The 19047-nt window shown below is 73.0% G+C and carries 14 protein-coding genes; 3 read left to right on the top strand and 11 right to left on the bottom strand.

The window, feature by feature from the left end; translation table 11 throughout:
- Positions 1-65: 65 nt before the first annotated feature.
- The 10 genes from MCBG_RS00895 to MCBG_RS00850 all read right to left on the bottom strand — a co-directional run bounded on the left by MCBG_RS00895 (position 66) and on the right by MCBG_RS00850 (position 10479).
- Entirely contained in the window at positions 66-728 is a 663-nt protein-coding gene (locus MCBG_RS00895; RefSeq protein WP_030499014.1) for a response regulator, read from the bottom strand.
- Positions 725-1858 (bottom strand): sensor histidine kinase, encoded by a 1134-nt coding sequence (locus MCBG_RS00890; protein ID WP_043323064.1) that lies wholly within the window; start codon positions 1856-1858, stop codon positions 725-727. Before MCBG_RS00890 ends, MCBG_RS00895 begins: the two co-directional genes overlap by 4 nt.
- A gap of 90 nt (positions 1859-1948) precedes the next feature.
- Positions 1949-2839, bottom strand: coding sequence for an aromatic prenyltransferase (locus tag MCBG_RS00885; protein ID WP_043323060.1), 891 nt, complete (start codon positions 2837-2839; stop codon positions 1949-1951).
- Positions 2840-2890: 51 nt separating this feature from the next.
- Positions 2891-4066, bottom strand: a complete 1176-nt coding sequence (locus MCBG_RS00880; protein WP_043323057.1) for a hydroxymethylglutaryl-CoA synthase — start codon at positions 4064-4066, stop codon at positions 2891-2893.
- A 2-nt stretch (positions 4067-4068) separates the two neighbouring features.
- Positions 4069-5124, bottom strand: a complete 1056-nt coding sequence (locus tag MCBG_RS00875; protein ID WP_140946108.1) for a hydroxymethylglutaryl-CoA reductase — start codon at positions 5122-5124, stop codon at positions 4069-4071.
- Positions 5121-6203, bottom strand: a complete 1083-nt coding sequence (gene fni, locus MCBG_RS00870; protein WP_043323055.1) for a type 2 isopentenyl-diphosphate Delta-isomerase — start codon at positions 6201-6203, stop codon at positions 5121-5123. Before fni ends, MCBG_RS00875 begins: the two co-directional genes overlap by 4 nt.
- Entirely contained in the window at positions 6200-7309 is a 1110-nt protein-coding gene (locus MCBG_RS00865) for a phosphomevalonate kinase (RefSeq protein WP_043323053.1), read from the bottom strand. The genes fni and MCBG_RS00865 overlap by 4 nt, the downstream gene beginning before the upstream one ends.
- Positions 7306-8346: a diphosphomevalonate decarboxylase gene (gene mvaD, locus MCBG_RS00860; RefSeq protein ID WP_051610894.1), complete on the bottom strand. Its 1041-nt coding sequence runs from the start codon at positions 8344-8346 to the stop codon at positions 7306-7308. The genes MCBG_RS00865 and mvaD overlap by 4 nt, the downstream gene beginning before the upstream one ends.
- On the bottom strand, positions 8336-9391 hold the full coding sequence (gene mvk / locus MCBG_RS00855) for a mevalonate kinase (RefSeq protein WP_084789386.1): 1056 nt from the start codon (positions 9389-9391) through the stop codon (positions 8336-8338). Before mvk ends, mvaD begins: the two co-directional genes overlap by 11 nt.
- Complete coding sequence (locus tag MCBG_RS00850) at positions 9391-10479, bottom strand: polyprenyl synthetase family protein (RefSeq protein WP_043323051.1); 1089 nt, start codon at positions 10477-10479, stop codon at positions 9391-9393. Before MCBG_RS00850 ends, mvk begins: the two co-directional genes overlap by 1 nt.
- Before the next feature lie 419 nt (positions 10480-10898).
- On the opposite strand from MCBG_RS00850, the gene MCBG_RS00845 reads away from it, so the two are divergent.
- On the top strand, positions 10899-13568 hold the full coding sequence (locus MCBG_RS00845; RefSeq protein WP_181373696.1) for a helix-turn-helix transcriptional regulator: 2670 nt from the start codon (positions 10899-10901) through the stop codon (positions 13566-13568).
- 54 nt (positions 13569-13622) lie between these two features.
- On the opposite strand, the gene MCBG_RS00840 is transcribed toward MCBG_RS00845, so the two are convergent.
- Entirely contained in the window at positions 13623-15296 is a 1674-nt protein-coding gene (locus MCBG_RS00840) for a helix-turn-helix transcriptional regulator (protein ID WP_051610892.1), read from the bottom strand.
- Positions 15297-16317: 1021 nt separating this feature from the next.
- On the opposite strand from MCBG_RS00840, the gene MCBG_RS00835 reads away from it, so the two are divergent.
- Together MCBG_RS00835 and MCBG_RS00830 are read left to right on the top strand one after the other, a co-directional pair.
- Entirely contained in the window at positions 16318-18417 is a 2100-nt protein-coding gene (locus tag MCBG_RS00835; RefSeq protein WP_197494845.1) for an MMPL family transporter, read from the top strand.
- A gap of 83 nt (positions 18418-18500) precedes the next feature.
- The coding region (locus MCBG_RS00830) for a nitronate monooxygenase (protein WP_198033256.1) at positions 18501-19047 on the top strand (547 nt) is incomplete at its 3' end.

Raw genomic sequence — 19047 nt, 5'->3', positions numbered from 1 at the left:
CGCGCGGAGCAGCCGTATACCGCAGTCGCAGCACTGCGAGCGACAGACCGGGCCGTGCCGCCCGGTCAGCGATTGCCGGGTGACACCAGGCCGGACTCGTAGGCGAACACCACCAGCTGTGCGCGGTCGCGGGCCTGGAGCTTGGTCATGGCGCGGTTGACGTGGGTCTTCGCGGTCAGCGGGCTGATCACCATGCGATCGGCGATCTCGTCGTTGGACAGGCCCCGGGCGGCCAGCGCGACCGCCTCGCGTTCCCGGTTGGTCAGCTCCTCCATGCCGGGCGTGACGTCCGCGCAGAGCGGCTCCGACACGTACCTGTTGATCAGCATCCGGGTGATCGACGGCGCGAGCAGCGCGTCCCCGCGCGCGGCGACCCGCACGGCGTGCAGCAGGTCGTCCGGCTCGATGTCCTTGACCAGGAAGCCGGTGGCGCCGGCGCGCAGCGCGTGGAAGACGTACTCGTCGAGGCCGTAGTTGGTCAGGATGACCACGCGCACCCCGGCCAGCGCCGGGTCCGCGACGATCTGCCGGGTCGTCTCGACGCCGTCCATGACCGGCATCTGGATGTCGATCAGGGCGAGGTCGGGCAGGTGGTGCCGGGCCAGGGCCAGGCCCTCCCGGCCGTTCCCGCCCTCGGCCACCACCTCGATGTCGTCCTCGGCGTCCAGCAGCGCGCGGAACCCGCTGCGCAGCAGCGGCTGGTCGTCGAGCAGCATGATCCTGATCATGGGACGCGCACCACCGGGAGTTCGGCCTGGACGGTGAACCCGCCGCCGCTGCGGGGTTCCGCCCGGAGCCGGCCGCCCAGCGCGAGGACCCGCTCGTGCATCCCGAGCAGCCCGACGCCGGGCACCGGGGCGGCGCCCGGCCGGGCCGTGCCGTCGTCGTCGATCCGGATGCTCAGCGCGTCCGGGCGGTAGTCGATGCGGACCGCGGCGGCCGCGGCGGAGGCGTGCCGGGCCGTATTGGTGAGCGACTCCTGGACGATCCGGTACGCGGTACGGCCCACCGCCTCCGGCAAGTCCCGCTGGTCACCCTCGATCGTCAGCGTGGTGGCCAGGCCGATCTTCTCGGCCCCGGCCAGCAGTTCCGGGAGGTGGTCGAGCCCGTGCGACGGGGACTTGGTCAGGTCGCGCAGCGTCTCCAGGGTCGCGCGCAGCTCCCGGGTCGCCGCCCGGCCGGCCTCCTGGATCGCCAGCAGCGACTCCGGCACCTGCTCGCCGCGCTTACGGGCCAGGTGGACCGCGACCTCCGCCTGCACCTTGATGATCGAGATCTGGTGGGTGAGCGAGTCGTGCAGCTCCCGTGCGATGTGCAGCCGCTCCTGGGTCGCGCGCAGCCGGGCGGTCTCCTCGCGGGTGCGCTCCGCCTCGTCCGCCCGCCGCTCGGCCTGCCGCAACGCCTCACCGGCCGCCGCCGCGGCGACCAGCCAGGCCAGTTCGAGCACGCCCCGCGACTGCGCGAGCGCCTCCTTGAGGGCGCCATCCGCCGGCGAGGCCATGATCGCCAGCGGCAGCACGACGAGCAGGGCCGCGCTCACCCCGAGCGTGACGAGCCGGTGCCCGGCCCGGACCGCCGCGTACACCGCGAACAGGTACGCGATGGCCGGCACCCCGAAGCCGACCGCGTTGTAGCCCACCACGCACAGCCCGGTGGCGACCAGCACGGCGACCGGAGCCCGGCGACTGGCGGCCAGCGCCAGGCCGCTCGCCACCACCAGCGCGTAGCCGAGCAGCCCGAGGCCGTCGGGGGCGGGATGGTCACCGGCCAGCGCGCTGATCAGCAGCACCGCCGCCACACCGACCGCGATGACCCAGTTCTTCACCCGGGCCCACACACTGGACAGTCCAGTCCTCATAATCGCACTTTAGCGGAGGGTGCCAGGGTTGAGCCCCGAGCGAACAGGCATTGATCCCGGTGCCGCCGGCCGGGCGGCACCGGCGGGTGTTCAAATGAAGTTCACCGCGCCCGGCTTCCATTTGTAGTGCGACTCGAGTTTGTAGTACTCGCCCTTCGGGGTCAGCGCCACGCCGTAGACGAACTTGCGGTCCCCGCCGCCGTACGGAACGCTTTTCACGAACTTCTCGATCTCCGGTTCCACGGGTACGGGAAGCGTGGTCAGATCCGTTGTCGCCGCGGCGTAGCAGATCCGTTCGATCTCCGGGGAGTCCCAGCCCAGCGTCACGTAGAGCCCGAACGCCCCGGCGCCGAGCCGCAGCATCTGCTCGCTCGGCTCGGCCATCCCGGTCCGCCGCAGCGTCGACCGGATCGTCTCCGGCTCGAAGCACTCGCGCGGCACGTCGTTGAAGTAGACGTTCACGGTCCGGGCCGGGTAGTCGAAGCCCAGCACGCCGACCCGGTCGTCGAGACCGTGCCGGGTGAAGAACCCGGCGTTCGCGGCGAGACTGCGGGGCATCGCCGGGATGCCGGCGAGCACCGAGGCCACCTGCAACTCGTCCGGGGCGAAGGCCGCGTAGATCTTCTTGAAGCCGCCGACCACCCCGAAGTCGATGCCGTGGCTCTCCACCGGGCAGCGCCGGTGCACCTCGGCGAGCAGGCCGCCGATGGGGTGGTCGGTCCGCGGGGTGAGGCCCCGGGCGATCGCCGAGGCGTACGGGTCCCGGTCGTCCGGATGCGTCCGGAACCGGCAGTCCAGCTCACCCGCGTGACGCAGCGCGGTCGCCACCCGGAAGGCGACCACCGCCTCGGGATGCGCGAACGCGTCGCCGTACGCGGACAGGACGGGCCAGACCCGGTCGCGCGAACAGGGCACGTCCAGCTGCCGGGCCGATTCCTCGATGGTCGAGTAGAGCTCGGCCACCTCGGGAGTTCCGGACATCGATCCTCCAAGCATGTGTCGTTCGGTCGGGGCGGCCGGCATGGCCGGTCGCTATCGCGGCTCGTAGACGCGCTTGTGGCCGGAGAGCCCGGCCAGCCGGTACGGCCCGGTGGTCACCGCCGGCACGGGATAGTCACCGCCGTCGACCGGGAAGGCGTGCTCGTGCAGCTCCCGGTACGTGTCGTAGTCGACCTCCTGCCGCCGGTCGATCGCCGCGCGGTGCTGGTCGGGTCGCGTGTGCTCGCGGTACCCGGGCACGACGGTGCCGGCGAAGAACTCGGCGACGCTGCCGGACCCGTAGCTGAGGAAGCCGATGGTCCGGCCGCTCAGGTCGTCGGCGGTGTCGAGCAGCGCCGCGAGCCCGAGGTACATCGACGCGGTGTAGCTGTTGCCGATCTCGGCGTTGTATCCGGTGGTGTGCCCGATGGCGCCGGCTACCAGCGCGTCGTCGACGTCGCGCCCGCAGTAGTTGAGCAGGTGCCGGTGCGCCTTGTCGGCCATCCTGGGGAACGGCTGGTGGTAGCAGAACGCGCCGAACTCGTCCAGCGCGCGGCCGCCGCGCTCGGTGTAGTCCTTCCACGAGCCCTCCACCGCCTGCAGGTAGGCGGAGATGGACTCGTGCCCGTCGACCAGGGCGGTGGTGCGGTAGTTCGGCCGCCAGAAGTCCATGACGTCGGCGGTGAACATGCCCGACGGGTCCTCGACGCGTACCAGAGCCGGGTCCGCGCCGACGAGCATGGCGACCGCCGCGGCGCCCTGGGTCGCCTCGCCGGGCTCGCCCAGCGCGTACTTCGACACGTCGCTGGCGATCACCAGGACCTGCTGCGACGGGTCGCGGTGCACCAGGCCGACGGCGAACTGCAGTCCCGCCGTACCGCCGTAGCAGGCCTGCTTCAGCTCGACCACCCGGGTGGCCGAGGGGAAGCCGAGCAGGGAGTGGACGTGTATCCCGGCCGCCTTCGCCTGGTCGACCGACGACTCGGTGGCGAACACGATGGTCCGGATCCGGTCGGTGCCGTGGCGGGCGACGACCGGCGCGGCGGCGGCAGCGGCCATGGTCACGATGTCCTCGTCCGGGGCGGGCACGCTCATCCCCCGCAGGCCGATGCCCCGGTGGTACTTGGCCACGTCGGTGCCGTTGGTAGCGGCCAGCGTGGCATGCGTCAGCACGTGGTGCGTCGTCGCGGCGGACAGGTCGTGGATGCCGACGGCGGGTCTCGCGGCCATCGTCAGGCTCCGATCTTCGTGGTCTCGGTCGGGCGTTCGAGCCGGACGTGCGCCCGCATCAGCTCTCCCGGGTTGGTCTGCGCGGCGAGCAGGGACAGTTCGCCGCAGAGCACCGTCGCGGCCGCGATGACCGCGAGCCGCCGGGCGTTCTCGCCCGGATCACGCGCGGCGCGGCAGCCGAGCCGTTCCAGGTTCTCCGCCACGAAGCCGAGACCCTTGCCGTTGCCGACGGTGCCCACGATCAGGTTGGGCAGCGTGCAGGAGAAGTAGAGGTCGCCGTCGCGGTCCTCGGCGACCGTCACGCCCTGGGAGCCCTCGACGATGTTCGCGGCGTCCTGCCCGGTCGCCAGGTAGAACCCGAGCAGCATGTTCGCGTAGTGCGCGTTGGCCGAGCGGACACCGCCGGCGAGCAATGTGCCGATCATGTTCTTGTGCACGTTCAACTGGGCGATCGCGGCCGCCGTCGTGTGCAGTCTGTCGTGGACGATCCCCCGTGGCACCACCAGTTCGGTGACCACGTTCTTGCCCCGGCCGAGAATGCCGTTTATCGCGGTGGCCTTCTTGTCGGTGCAGTAGTTGCCCGAGATCGAGCCGTACGAGATTCCCGGAATGGTGTCCAGGATGTGCTTCAGCAACGCGTCGGCGGCCAGCGTCGCCATGTTGTGCCCGGACGCGTCACCGGTGGTGAAACTGAACCGCAGGAACAGCAGATTCGCGGTGATCTCGTGGTGGAACCCGATCAGCTCGACGAACCTGCCGCAGGTGCGCACGATGTCGCGCAGCTCGTCGAACCGCGCGTCGACCTCCAGCGAGGCCAGGTAGGCGGTCTGCGCGTCCTTGGCGCGCACGAACACCGAGCGGGTCATGCGCTCGTCGACGAGCGTGGCGACGATGCCCGCCTCGACCAGCCGGGAGATCTTCGCGCCCCGGCCCACGGACGGCCACAGCGGCGACTCGTACGTGGCGAGCGGGACCTCCGTCTCGACCTGTGCCACGTTGCCCGAGATCCGCACGGGACCCACCCATTTCATGGGCACACCGGCGATGGCGTCGTTCATCGAATGCCTCCGATCATCTCGTGGGTGGCGCCGGAGCGGGTGGCGAGGCGGTGGGTGTCGATGCCCCGGGCCGCGCAGAACGCGCTCAGCCGTCCCTGGATCAGCAGGTCGCACCGGGTCAGGTCGGCCGGTGTGCGCGCGCCGAGGGCGGTCATCAGGGCTTCGATCTGGTCGAGCCAGGTGGAGATCAGCGACAGCAGCGCCGGCACGCCGCCGTCCAGGAGGGTCCGCAGGAACAGCCCGGACACCCCGGCGGCGCCGGCGCCGAGCGCCAGCCCACGGACCACGTCGAGCGGGTTACGGACCCCGCCGGAGGCCAGCACGGGCAGGTCGACGCCCTGGGCGTCGAGCAGGCAGGCGGGTGTCGACTGCCCCCACCCGTCGAGGAAGGAGTAGTCGGCGGCGTCGCGCCGGTCGTTCTCGATCCGGGCGAAGTTCGTGCCGCCCCGGCCGGCGACGTCGGCCACCCGGACACCCATGTCCCGCAGCCGCAGCAGCGTCTCGCGGCTGAGCCCGAAGCCGACCTCCTTGACGATCACCGGGACACCGACGCCGGCGACGATCTGTTCGATCCGCGGTCCCCAGGCGGCGAACGACCGGTCCCCCTCCGGCATCACCGTCTCCTGGATGGTGTTCAGGTGGATCTGCAGCGCGTCGGCCCGCATCAGGTCGACGGCCCGCCGGGCCCGCTCGACGGAGGCGGTGGCGTTGACGTTGGCCATGATGAACCCGTCCGGGTTCTCCCGGCGCATCACGCTGAACGTCTCGGCCACCGACTCGTCGGCGAAGTAGGCGCTCATCGACCCGGTCGCGACGGGTACGCCGGTCTCCCGGGCCGCGATCGCCAGGTCCCGGTTGATCAGGCCGGTCTTGGTGCTGCCGCCGGTCATCGCGTTGATGCACAGTGGCACCGGCCAGTCGATGCCGCCGAACGAGGTGGCCAGCGAGACGTCGGACCGGTCGATGCCGGCCAGTGCGTGGTGCACGAACGACACGTCGTCGAACTCGTGGTGACCGCCGAGCCGGTCCTGCTGCTCGGCGGCGAGCCGGACGTGGTCGTCCTTGCGGTTGGCGATCATCGCGCGCTCCCGTTCGTCTGGTGGACCTGGACCGGCATGGGGAGCACCCCGGCGGCGGCCCACTGCTCGCGCAGCCGCGCGGTCTGCGTCGCGGCGGCGGCGTCCAGCAACGCGATGCCGCAGTCGCCGCCGCCGGCGCCGGACGGTTTGGCCGCGCCGCCGACGGTCTCGGCGGCGTCGCACAGCGCCGTCAGGCGGGGGGTGAAGATGCCGAGCCGGACCTCGTCGTCCAGCTCGGCGAGCACGTGCCGGGCCCGCCGGACCTGGTGCAGAAGTTCCTGGTCGTCGCCCCGCTCCAGCGCGTCGATCGCGGTGCGTACGCACTCCTGGCTGCGGCTGGTGAAGCTCCACCGCGCGGCGCTGCCCCGCCACCGGGAGGCGGCCAGCCGCCCGGTCAGCGCGCTGCTGCTGGCCGGCTCCCCGGTCCAGCCCACCTCCAGCGCGAGGCCACGCGGTGGTGGCAGCCGCCGGACCCGCAGGCCCGGCCAGGGCGCGCGCATCGTCTCCTCCACGCCGCGCCGCCGCGCCATGTCGCGTACGGCGGCGCGGTCGGGCGCCTGGTAGGCGATCCAGCCGCCCCAGACGCTCGCGGCCAGGTCACCGCCGGAGGCGTCGGCGCCGTCGCGCACCGTCGCCAGCATCGCCAGCCGGAACCGCGATTCGAGCGACAGCTCCACCCCGTGGTACGCGGCCACGGCGGTCACCGTGGCGACGCTCACCGCCCCGCTCGACCCGAGCCCGAACTTCGTCCCGGCCCGGTGCAGCCGGCTGGTGATCGCCACCCGCATCGGCAGCGGGCGCAGTCCGCGCCCGGCCAGGAGTTCGCCGACCACCTCGATCGCGGAGGTCACGGCGCCGAGGTCGGCGGGCGCCGGCTGCCCGTCGTCCGCGGCGACGAGCCGGCCGTCCTGCCACCGCAGGCGCGCCCGGTCCGGGCGGAGGTCGGAGTCGACCACGAGGTGGGCGTCGGCGCCGGAGACGGTGACGTCCACTCCCCTGTCGACAGCCACCAGCAGCGCCGGGTGACCCGGCTCCAGCACCGCGTACTCACCGGCGATGAACAGCTTGCCCGGCGCGTGGTGGCGCACGGCGCCCGGCCCGGTCACGGCCGGCTGCCCGGGTTCGGCGCGGCCGCCGGGCCCGGTCCGGCGACGACCACGGCGCAGCCCGGCGCGACGTCGCGCAGGGTGTCGGCCACCCGGTCGGCGTCGGCACGGCGGCAGAGCACCTTGACGTTCGGTCCCGCGTCCATGGTGGCGTAGGCGCCGACGCCGTCGGCGCGCAGGCGCAGCACGCTGTCGAGCACGGCCACCGTGACCGGCGCCAGGTAGCGCACCGCCGGCCGGGCCGCCAGCATGGTGGCGTGCATGCCGAGGGCGTTGCGTTCGGCGATCTCGCCGACGGCGTCCAGGTCGCCCCGCAGCAGCGCGGTCCGCATCTCGGCCAGGTCGGCCCGGCCGGAGGCCACCCACGACGGATAGAGCGGCGAGGTCCGGACGGTCCGCCGCATCCCCTCACGGCTCGACACCGCCTTCGGCCCGGCGTCGACGATGGCGACCACCAGCGCGACGTCGAACGGCGCGACCGGCACCGGCTCGGCGTAGGAGCCGAGGTCCGCGGCGGCCCCGGCGCCGGGGCCCGCGTGGCAGATCGCGAAGCCGCCGAAGACCGACCGGGAGGCCGACACGGACCCCCGCCGGGCCAGCCGGGACAGCGCGGTGGCGTCCAGGTCGAGGCCGTACGCGGCGGCGCCGGCGAGCGCGAGGGCGGCGAATCCGCTCGCCGAGGACGCCAGGCCGGCGCCGGTCGGTACGGAGTTGCGGGTGTCGACGTGGGCCCGTTCCGTGCGCCCCGCCAGTTGCCGCAGCAGGTCCAGGAAGGCGACGACGCGCTGTCGCCGCTCGCCGCCGGCGGGTGAGCCGTCGAGGACCACCTCGTCGGCCGGCGCGCCGCTGTCGATCCGGACGGTGGTGGTGGTCGGGAAGATGTCGAGCGTCATCGACAGGCTGTCGGCGTACGGGATCATGAGCTGCTCGTCGCGCTTGCCCCAGTACTTGATCAGTGCGATGTTCGGATGGGCCACCGCGGTCGCCCGCCGGTCCAGCGCCGGCGTGGACTGCTGCGTCCGGTGGTCAGTCGTCATGGCCGGCGAACCTCCCCATCGGGACGACCCAGGTGCGGACGGCGCCCGCCTGCCGGACGCCGCGCACCACCGCCGCGGACTCCCGGCGGTCCCCGGCCAGCGCGATCATGCAGCCGCCCAGCCCGCCGCCGCTGATCTTGGCGCCCGGGCTGCCCGCGGCGAGCGCGGCGTCGACCATCCGGTCGATCCGGTCGGTGCTGACCCCCACGTCACGCAACAGCCGGTGGTTCTCGGTCAGCCGCGCGCCGAAGTCGGCGACCCGGCCCTGGAGCAGGTCGTGCGCCGCCGCCTCGGTCAGTCTGGTGACCCGGCTGACGAACTCGTCGCGCGTGCGCGGGGAGCGTTCGAAGGCCCCACGCAGCAACTCCACCGCGTCCCTGGTGCTGCCGCTGACGCCGCTGTCCGCGATGACGAGCACCGCGTCGAACCCGGCCGGGTCGGACAGCCGCGCGGAGCCCGCCATGGCGACCGGCAGTTCCCGGCCGACGCCGTCGCGGAAGATCAGCGGCGCGGTCGCGCCGGTGGCCAGCGCGTCGATGCCGCTGGCCCGGCCGTGCGCCACGTTCTCCGAGGCCTGCACCAGATCGAACACCGTGCCGGCGTCGAGACGGCGGTCGAACGCGTCCGCGAGGGCCAGCACCGCGGCGCGGGCGCAGGCGGCGCTCGACCCGAGCCCCCGGCCCTGCGGGATCGCGCAGTCCACGAGCACGTCGACGCGCATCGGCTCGGTGACGGCGGCCCGCTGCCGGAACTCCGTCACCAGGTGCTGCAGACCGTCCGTCGGCAGCGACGTCACCTCCTTGCTCTCCAGCCCGGCGATGGCGAACGAGATCTCGTCCGGGCCGTCGCCGCCGACCCGGCGCGCCTTCGCCACGGCGGTCAGTTGCGGCACCGGGACGGCGAGCGCCGGCGCGCCGTACACGACGGCGTGCTCGCCCAGCAGGATGGCCTTGCCGTGGGCGCGGCCGGCGCCGAGGCGGACCGCTCCGTCACCCCTGTCGTCGAGGACGCGGCGGGCGACGACGGTCACCGGTTCCGCGGACATCACTGGGCCCGCTGGGTGGCCTTGATCGCCATGTCGGCGAGCTGATGTTTCGCGGGGGCGGTGGCGCTGCTGGCCTCCAGCGCGGCCAGCGCCCGGTCGGTGCGCAGCGAGATCTGCCGCTCGATCTCCTCGACCGCGCCGACGTCGCGGAAGATGCCACGGATGCGGGCGATCTCCTCGTCGGCGAGGTCCGTGCCGACCTTGGCCCGCAGGTAGGCCGCCGCGTCCGGGTCCCGGTCGTCGGCGCGCTTGAGCGCCGTGGCGAGCAGGACCGTCCGCTTGCCCTCCCGCAGGTCGTCGCCGGACGGCTTGCCCGTCACCACCGGGTCGCCGAACACGCCGAGCAGGTCGTCACGGAGCTGGAAAGCGATGCCGATGTCGGCGCCGAAGACGCGGTAGGCGGCGAAGAGGTCGTCGTCCGCGCCGGCGATCGCGGCGCCGAACTGCAGTGGGCGCTCCACCGTGTACGAGGCGGTCTTGTACTGGTTGATGCGCAGCGCCGCGTCGACGTCCTCGCTCCGGCTGACTTGGCTGATCAGGTCGAGCAGCTGGCCGTACATGACCTCGGAGCGCACCGCCGACCACACCGGCGAGACCCGCACGTGCGCGTCGGCCGGCAGGCCGGAGGCGCGGACCAGGACGTCGGCCCAGATCAGGACCAGGTCGCCGATCAGGATGGCGGTGCCGGTGCCGAACGTGCCCGGGTCACCGGAGAAGCGCCGCGCCCGGTGCCGTTCGGCGTACGCGACATGCGCGGCGGGATGGCCGCGGCGGGTCTGGGACGCGTCGATGATGTCGTCGTGGATCAGGCCGGACGCGTGCAGCAGCTCGAACCCGGCGCAGGCGTTCAGCACCGCGCCGGCCACCGGGTCCTCCGGGTCGCCGCCGGCGCCGATCCAGCCCAGCCAGGCGAAGGCGGGCCGGATGCGCTTGCCGCCCCGCAGCACGTAGCTCTCCAGCTCGGCGACCAGGGCCGCGAAGTCGTCGCCCAGCTCGCGGGCCTCGGCGCGCCGCTCGGCGAAGAAGTCCCGCAGCGCGGCATCGACGGGCGCCGAGTCGGTGACCGTCCCGAGATGTCCGACGGTCATGCCCGGGTCTCCCGATCGAGGCGGCATTCACCATTACACTCACGCATCTCGGACTCCCCTGGATTCGCTGGACCAGTCACGTCGAGCCGCGATCAGTCGATTCCGTTCCGGACGGTCGCGCCGGCGCGGAAACGACGCCGATCTCCCCATCGGCGCCGCCATTTCGTCCGCGCCGGCATGCCGATTCCGGCATGGCCTGACAGTAATCGCGCTCCGTCACCGTGCCCACTACTCACGCGAGTAGTGGGCGCTGCCAGCGACGTCGCCGACGAACGGCCGCAGATCCCGTATAACTGAGTAGCCCGCACCGATCCGGCGTTCAACTGTCCAGAACGGACGGTCGAACGCCCGAGGACCTCGACTCGCGGCGCGCGTCGGACGATTCAGCAGAGGAAAACGGGATGGTCATCATGAATCGCATGGCGGGGCGCGAGCGGGAATTGTCCTCATTGGGGGAACTGCTCGACGCCACCGTGCGGGGTTCCGGCGGCTGCGTCGTGGTCGACGGGCCGTTCGGCATCGGCAAGACCCACCTGCTGAAGGTCACCGGCCTGGAGGCGGCAGCCCGCGGGCTGACAGTGGTGGCCGGGCGGGCAAGCGTCACGGACCAGCCGGTGCCCGTTCACCTGCTGGTCAATTTCCTGCGCCACGCGATGCCCGGCGAAGCGGCGGTCGAGCAGCTCGCCGTCCCGGGCGCCAACCCGTTCTGGCTGATCGACCGGGTCGGCGATCTGGTCGAGGTCGCGGCGCGCCGGCGTCCGCTCGTGGTCGCCCTGGACGACGCCCAGCGCATCGACGACGTCAGCGCCCTCGCCCTGCGCGGACTCGTGCCGCGGCTGGCGTCCTCGCCGGTGCTCTGGCTGCTGGCCCGACGGCCGGTCGCCGCCGGGTCGATCGCCCAGCACGCCGTCGACTGGCTGGCCGAGCACGTCGCGGTACGGGTACGGCTGCGCGAGCCGGGCGAGGAGGCGGTGGCCGACCTGTGCGCCGGCCTCCTCGGCGCCCGGCCGGACGCCTCCGTCCTGCGCTGGGCGGCCCGCTGCGGCGGCAACCCGAAGGTGATGGAGAACGTGTTCAGCGCGTTCATCAAGGCCGGCCAGATGATCATCGTGGACGGCGCCGCGTCGGTGGTGTCCGACGGGCTGCCCGACGGTGTCCTCACCGCCGTCCACGGGCTGCTGGAGGAGATGCCGCCCCCGCTGCGGCGCCTGCTCGCGGCCGCCGGCCGGCTCGGCCACACGTTCCCCGCCGACCGGGTGACGGGCCTGCTCGACGGGCCGGCCGCCGACGTGTCCGCCGCGATCGACGAGGCGGTACGGGTCGGGCTGCTGCGGCGCGACGGCGCGGAGCTGACCTTCGCCCACCAGGTCGTCGGCGAGGCGCTTCGGCACGCCGCGTACCCGCGACCGGAGCGCGCCGAGCCCGCCACCGCGCCGGCGGCGGGCGACGTGGCGGACGGCCCGGCCCCGCGCGGGCGGCTCGGTCCGCCCCACTCCCCCGCCGGCGTACGTGTCGCCCGCTCCGCGCCGGAGGCGGCAGTGCCCGTCGCGGCGGCCGGGCCGGCGCCGCGCTCCGGCCGGTGCGGGTGCGACGAGGTGGTGGCGGGCGCCGTGTCCCACCTGGAGAACAGGTCCGCCGAGGCGCCGCGGGCGCTGGCCCGTGCGCTGCGCCTGCTGGCCGGGGCGGGACGGCCCACCGAGGCCGGCCGCCTCGCGGAGGTGATCCTGCGCCGCGACCTCCCGGCGGACGTCGAGACGCAACTCGTGCTCGAACTGGGCCACGGCATGCGGGCCGCCGGCAGCCACCGCCTGGCGGCCGGCTTCCTGCGGCGCACGCGCGCCCGCCACGACGTGTGCGAGCTGGACCGGGCCAAGCTGGACCGGGCGCTCGCGGACGTCACGAAGCGCCTGGGCGGCGCGTCGCCCGCCGGGCCGGAGCCCGGGACCCCGTCGCCGGGCTGCGCGCCCGGCGGGCGGCCGCTGTGGACCTGGCTGGTCCGGGCACTGGCCGCGGCCGATCAGCGCGACGAGGCGCAGGCGGTGCTGGACACCGTACGGCCGACGACGCGGGAGTCCTGCCACACCGGCTCGGAGACGCTCCGGCGCGGCCACCGGGCCGAGCTGCTGGCGGCGGCGGGACGGCTGGAGGAGGCGCGCGCCGAGGCGGAGGCGGCGCTGCGAGCCGCCGATCGCGCCCGGCCGGCCGACTGCGTACCGGCGCGCCTGGTCCTGGCCCACCTGAGCGTGCACCGCGGTGACCTCGCCACGGCCAGCGACCAGTTACGGGCGGCCGAGCGGCTGGCCGGCGCCGACGACACGGCGCGGATGGACTGGGCGCTGGCCCGGTTCCACGCGGCCAGCGGCCGTCCGGCGATGATGGTGCAGACGTTGATCAACGTCGCCGGGCAGGTCGTACCCGATCCGCTGCTGTTCACCGAGGCGCCGGCCGCGGCGGCGGCGCTCGTCCGCCACGCCCGCCGGGCCGGGCTCGACGCGGAGGCCGAGCGGGCCGTGGAGGTCGCCCGGCGCGTCGCCCGCGGCAATCCGTTCGTCCAGTCGCTGGCGGCGGCGGCCGAGCACGCCGCGGGTCTGCTGCGCGACGATCCGGCGGCACTGCTGCGGGCCGCGGATCTGCACCGGCTCGCCGGCCGTACGCTGGCCGCGGCCGGCGCGGTGGAGGACGCGGCCCGCGGCACCCGGGACCGGGCCGAGGCCACCCGGCTCCTCGAAGCCGCGGCGGACGCCTACCGCGAGTGCGGCGCGCGACGCGACCTGGACCGCGTGGAGGCCGAGCTGCGTGGTGTGCCCGCGCACAACGTCCGCCCGCTGGTCCCGGACCGGCCCCGGTCCGGGTGGGAGAGCCTGACCAGCGCGGAGCTGCGGGTCGTGCGGGCCATCGTGGACGGGATGACCAACCGTGAGGCGGCGAGCTCGCTGTTCCTGTCCCCGCACACCGTCGACAGCCACCTGCGGCGCGTCTTCTCCAAGCTCGACATCAACAGCCGGGTCGAACTGACCCGCTGCTTCATCGCGCACGAGGCGGTCCGGCCGGCGCTGGCCACCCCACGCCAGCCGGCGTCCGCCGGCTGAGCGGGCCGTCCGGCGGACGGGCGCGGTTCAGCCGGCGGACGCCGGAGACGCGGTTCAGCTGGCCTTGCCGGTCACGGAGCCCGTGTCCCAGTCCGGCTCGCCGGTCATCGAATAGATCGCCGCACGGCTGGAGTAGGTGGCCGCGGCGTGCGCCAGCTCGGCCCGGGTGTTGAAGCCCAGCTTCCGGTAGACCTTCCGCAGGTGGTAGTTGACGGTGTGCGCGGACAGGTGGACCTGCTTGGCGATCTGCCGGTTCGTCAGGCCCACGCTCACCAGGTAGGCGATCCGCTGCTCCATGTCGGACAGGGTCGACCAGCAGCTCGCCGGTGGGACACCGGTTTCCTCGGCGCGGGCCGGTGTCACCGGCCGTCCCCCCGCCTGGGCCTGCGCGGCGTAGAGCTTGGCGAGCTCCTCGGTGGCCAGCGCCACCGAGATCGGGTCCCGTGACTGCACGATGATGAGCGCCAGAGCCGCCGGGGCGCTGTTCGCCAGCGCGTGGGCGTGCATGGCGGTGAGGCTGACGACCTGGATCCCGGGATTGTCCGCGGCCAGCCCGTCCACCGTGGCGAGGACGCGGCGTTCGAGGTCACGGTCGTCCACGTCGCGGGCGAGCAGGACCAGGAAGGCGGCGGCGCTCGGCACCTCGACGTACAGGCGGCGTCGCGTCGGCAGGCGGCGGTGCTTGCCCGCCAGCAGCCGGGCGGCGGCCCGCGGGCCCTCCTGCTTGACCGTGATCAGCACTTCCGCCCACGAGTACTGCACCGAGTCGAGGACCACGTGGCGGTCCGCGTCCTCCTGCCCCCGCCTGAGGTACTCGATCGCGGCGGGCACGTCGCCCATGTAGAAGGAGGCGGTGCTGAGCACCGCGTAGGCGAGGGGCCGCAGCATGGGCACCGCGTCCCCGGCCACGGCGGCGGTGGCCAGCGCCGCCTCCCGGCGCGCGTCCCCGATCCGCCCGGCCTGCAGCAGCAGCCGGGACCGCATCACCGCCGGCGCGGCCGTCCAGATCGGCGCGGGCAGTCCGCGCAGGCCGGCCTCCGCCTCGTTGATCAGCGCCTCGGCCTCGTCGAACTCACGCAGGTTCGCGAGTTTGCCGGCGAGCGCGAGCTGGGCGTGCAGACGCCACACCGGTTCGTCCTCCGCGCCGGCCCGCACCGCCGCCCGTCCCAGCTTCAGGCCCTCCGCCAGCTTTCCCGCCGACCACAGCCCGGTGGACCGGGCGGTCAGCGCCATCGCCAGCGCGGCGTCACCGGACTCGGCGTCGCGTTCCCGCAGGATCGCCTCGGTCAGCGGATCGGTGCCCTCGCCGCCGAGCAGGAGATCGGCCAGCACCAGACACGCCTGCGCGTCACGCCGGGCGGCGGGCGACGCGGCCGGGCCGGCGAGAACCGCCTCGGCGACACGGACGCCGGCCTCGGCGTTCCCGCTCATGATCAGGCGGTGCGCGCGGGAACAGGATCCGGTGGCGTCCTCTCCGGTCGCGCTCACCGGCGCGGCAGTCGCGGCGTCCATCCGGCGATTCTGGTCGGCCACCGGGCTGCGTCGCCCGGAAAGGCTCATCGCCTCACGTCGTAAGGCGTCGCGGGCGGGCCCGGGAATGGCCTCGATGATGCCGCGCAGCAGGAAATCGCTCTGAAAGGCGAGCTGATGCTCGGCGGCCACGACGAAGCCCGAGGCGATCGCCTCGTCCACCGGCGGGAGCAGGGCCGCCGACGATCTGCCCAGCATTCTCGAGACGTCCTCCAGCATGAAGGATCTGCCCAATGCGGCGGCAACCTTCAGAAACTGCTGGCAGCCGGCGCTCACGTCATTCAATCGCCGCATGACAAAACTCAGCACACGCCGGGGAATTCGACGGGAAACCAATTCCGCCCGACCATTTCTCTCCCGGATCAATCCCTCTTCGGCGAGCCCGCGCGCCAGTTCGGCGACCAGGTGCGGATTTCCGCCGGCACCGCCCGCGAAGTCAATCAGCTCGCGGTGCACGTCGACCCCGAGGATCTCGCGCAGGACCTGCTCGTCGCTCCCTCCGCCCCCCGGCTGGGACACCGGCCCCCCGGCGGCGCACACCGGATTTCGTGCTGCGGCTGTCGCCTCGTTCTCCCGCGGCCGTCCCGTTGTCATAATCCCCCCGGAATATGCGCACACAGCTCAAGAAAAGCCTGGACTCGGTCGATGACGCTACCCCACAGCAACCACATTTGCCATCGATCACCGTCGTCGCTCATCATAACTATCCGGCAGGCCCCGGCGCAGCCGTCATATATCAGGCAGCATCCCGCTGATATCGGACTTACCTAAACAATGCCACGATTGGCAGAACTCGCACGCATGACCGAAACAGCCCTCGCCGCGGACCGTCCCGGACCGGCCGGCCGAACGTCCAGCACCATCGTGACCAGGTGAAACAAGCTCCGACCGGAACATGGCGTCACTCCTGCCCGGTCCGGACGCGACCGCTCCCGCGGGCGGTCGACGGCGGCTGGTCACCGCACCGCTCTGCCGACAGAGAAAGCGCAGGATACGGCGCTGACCGGATACCGACAGGTGTACTGCAAATGGAGTACCGCAACCGTGGTAGCGACGTCCAGGAAGTGCCTGCATCCGTACGGCGACACAGAAGTGCCTGTTCACGACCATTAGGTAGAGCGCTTATTGACTTGAGGAGAAGATGATGCCTACCGAGACTCCCCGCACAGACGGAGCTCTGGCGGGATTGGCGCGGTTCTGTTACCGGCGTCGTCGACTGGTGCTCCTGACCTGGATCGTCGGCGTCATCGCCCTGGCGTTCCTGGGCTTCCGCTACGGCGCCGCCCCGGACAACGTCTACTCCGGCGGGGACTCCCATTCCGCACGGGCGCAGGCCCTGATCGAGAAGCACTTCCCCGAGCAGCGGGGCGACACGCTCACCCTGGCCATCAAGGCCGAGCGGGGCATCGACGACCCGGCGGCGCGGCAGAAGATCGAGAAGGTCATCTCCGACCTGGACGCCTCACCGGTGACCGGGCCGATCGTCTCGCCCTACGACGACCGCAACCTGGTCACCGCCGACCGCCGCATCGCCCGGACGACGATCCCGCTGACCTCGATGGACGTGGAGAAGGCCGAGGCCAAGCCACTCGTCGACACGGTCAAGGACGCCTCCGGCGACGGCGTGACACTGGGGCTGGGCGGCGAGCGGGCGGAGAAGGCGGAGACGCCCCCGCAGGGTCCGGCCGAGGCGGTCGGCGTGGTGACCGCCGCGGTGATCCTGTTCCTCGCGTTCGGCTCGCTGGTGGCGATGGGCCTGCCGATCGTCACCGCGCTGCTGGCGGTGCTCGGCGGCGTCGCGCTGATGAAGCTCGTCGGACACCTGGTCCCCTCACCGGACTTCACGGTGCTCATCGCCGTGCTGATCGGCCTCGGCGTCGGCATCGACTACGCGTTGTTCATCCTCACCCGCTTCAAGGACAGCCTGGTGGAGGGGGACGATCCCGAGAGCGCCACGGTCAAGGCCATCACCACCGCCGGTCACGCGGTCCTCTTCGCGGGCACCACCGTGATGATCGCGCTGCTGGGCCTGATCGCCATGGGCCAGAAGATGATGAACGGCGTCGCGCTCGGGGCCTCGGCGACGGTGCTGGTGACGATGATCGCCGCGGTCACGCTGATGCCGGCCTTCCTGGGCTTCGCCGGCTACAAGATCCAGGGTCTGCGCGTACCGCGCCGGGGCCCCCTTCGGCAGGCCGGCTCCGACGCGCCGAAGCAGGAGCGCCGCACGCTCGCGGAACGCTGGGCCGGCGTGGTGCAGCGCCGCCCGGTCATCGCCGCGCTCGGGGCAACCGCCATCCTGCTGGTGCTGACCGCGCCGCTGCTGTCGATGCGGCTGAGCCTGCCCGACGCCAGCGTCCAGCCCCGCGACCGCAGCAGCTACACCTCGTACGAGATCCTGTCCGAGGGCTTCGGCCCCGGCTACGGCGCTCCCCTGATCTTCGCCGCCGAGGTCGGCGACGGAAACAGCGACCTCGGTCCGGTCGTCGCCGCGGTGAGCGGCACCGAGGGCGTGGCGTACGCGACGCCGCCCCGGATCAGCCAGGACGGGCAGGCCGCCGTCTTCATGGCCTTCCCCCGCACCGGCGCCCAGGACGAGGCCACCGCGGACCTGGTGCACAAGCTGCGCGACGACGTGCTCCCCGCGGCGTCCGGCGGCCGCGAGGTCTATCTCGGCGGCCCGAACGCCGGCGCGATCGACCTCGCCGAGGAGACCAGCTCCCGGCTGCCCGTAATGATCACCGTGGTCATCCTGCTGTCCCTGCTGCTGCTCGTCGTGCTGGTGCGGTCGGTCACGATCGCGCTGCAGGCGGCGGTGATGAACCTGCTGTCCATCGGCGCCTCGTTCGGTGTGCTGGTGGCGATCGTGCAGTGGGGTTGGCTCGGGTCCGCCCTCGGCTTCCCCACCTCCATGCCGATCACGACATGGGTGCCGATGATGATGTTCCCGCTGCTGTTCGGCCTCTCCATGGACTACGAGGTCTTCCTGATCTCGCGGATCCGTGAGGAGTACGAGCGCACCGGCGACACCCGCCGTGCCGTGACCCGCGGTCTGGCCCGTACCGCCAAGGTGATCACGGCGGCAGCCGCCATCATGATCGCCGTGTTCACCACCGGCATGCTCGGCCCCGACGTCTCGGTCAAGCAGGTCGGCCTGGGCATGGCGGTGGCGGTGTTCGTCGACGCCACCATCGTCCGGATGATCCTCGTCCCGGCGGTGATGGAGCTGTGCGGCAAGGCCAACTGGTGGATGCCCGGACGGCGGGCGAAGACGGCCCCGGTTCCCCCGGCCGGGGTCGAGGAAGCGGCCCGGATCTGAGCCCTTCCCCCACAGGGTGCGGGGAACCCCTGGACGGGGTTCCCCGCACTCGCTGTCGTCCGGAACCGACGTAGGGTCACGCCATGACCGAGCTGCTCCCTCCCCTGGTGGTCGCCCCGATGGCCGGAGGTCCGTCGAACCCGGCGCTGGTCACCGCTGCCGCCCGGGCCGGCTCGGTCGGCTTCCTCGCCGCCGGCTACCAGACCCCCGACTCCGTCGAGGACCAGGTACGCGCGACGCGCGCCGCCGGCGTGCCGTACGGGCTCAACATCTTCGTGCCGACCCCGGCCGAGCCGGACCCGGCGCGGGTGGAGGCGTACCGCCGGTTGTTGCTGCCGGAGGCGCAGCGGTACGGGGTGGACCTGCCGACGCCGCGCGGGCACGACGACGACCACTTCGCCGCGAAGGTGGACCTGGCGGTGGCGTACGCGGTCCCGCTCGTGAGCTTCGCGTTCGGCGTACCGCCGGCGGGCGTGGTGCGGGCGCTGCGCGACGCCGGATGCCACGTGCTGATCACCGTCACCTCGGCCGACGAGGCCCGCCGGGCGGTCGCCGCCGGACCGGACGCGCTCGTCGCGCAGGCGGGCACGGCGGGGCGGCACGCCTCGACCACCGATCCGGCCGGCTACC

It is taken from the genome of Micromonospora sp. M42 (assembly GCF_000568915.1).
GTDB lineage: Bacteria > Actinomycetota > Actinomycetes > Mycobacteriales > Micromonosporaceae > Micromonospora > Micromonospora chalcea.
The sequence above is the reverse complement of the archived record's forward strand: the minus strand, read 5'-3'. Positions and strand labels throughout refer to the sequence as shown.

Excerpts from the sequence above, each read along its gene's own strand:
- MCBG_RS00895 (WP_030499014.1), bottom strand. The coding sequence starts at position 728 with ATGATCAGGATCATGCTGCTCGACGACCAGCCGCTGCTGCGCAGCGGG.
- MCBG_RS00890 (WP_043323064.1), bottom strand. The coding sequence starts at position 1,858 with ATGAGGACTGGACTGTCCAGTGTGTGGGCCCGGGTGAAGAACTGGGTC.
- MCBG_RS00885 (WP_043323060.1), bottom strand. The coding sequence starts at position 2,839 with ATGTCCGGAACTCCCGAGGTGGCCGAGCTCTACTCGACCATCGAGGAA.
- MCBG_RS00880 (WP_043323057.1), bottom strand. The coding sequence starts at position 4,066 with ATGGCCGCGAGACCCGCCGTCGGCATCCACGACCTGTCCGCCGCGACG.
- MCBG_RS00875 (WP_140946108.1), bottom strand. The coding sequence starts at position 5,124 with ATGAACGACGCCATCGCCGGTGTGCCCATGAAATGGGTGGGTCCCGTG.
- fni (WP_043323055.1), bottom strand. The coding sequence starts at position 6,203 with ATGATCGCCAACCGCAAGGACGACCACGTCCGGCTCGCCGCCGAGCAG.
- mvaD (WP_051610894.1), bottom strand. The coding sequence starts at position 8,346 with ATGACGACTGACCACCGGACGCAGCAGTCCACGCCGGCGCTGGACCGG.
- mvk (WP_084789386.1), bottom strand. The coding sequence starts at position 9,391 with ATGTCCGCGGAACCGGTGACCGTCGTCGCCCGCCGCGTCCTCGACGAC.
- MCBG_RS00850 (WP_043323051.1), bottom strand. The coding sequence starts at position 10,479 with ATGACCGTCGGACATCTCGGGACGGTCACCGACTCGGCGCCCGTCGAT.
- MCBG_RS00845 (WP_181373696.1), top strand. The coding sequence starts at position 10,899 with ATGGCGGGGCGCGAGCGGGAATTGTCCTCATTGGGGGAACTGCTCGAC.
- MCBG_RS00840 (WP_051610892.1), bottom strand. The coding sequence starts at position 15,296 with ATGCTGGGCAGATCGTCGGCGGCCCTGCTCCCGCCGGTGGACGAGGCG.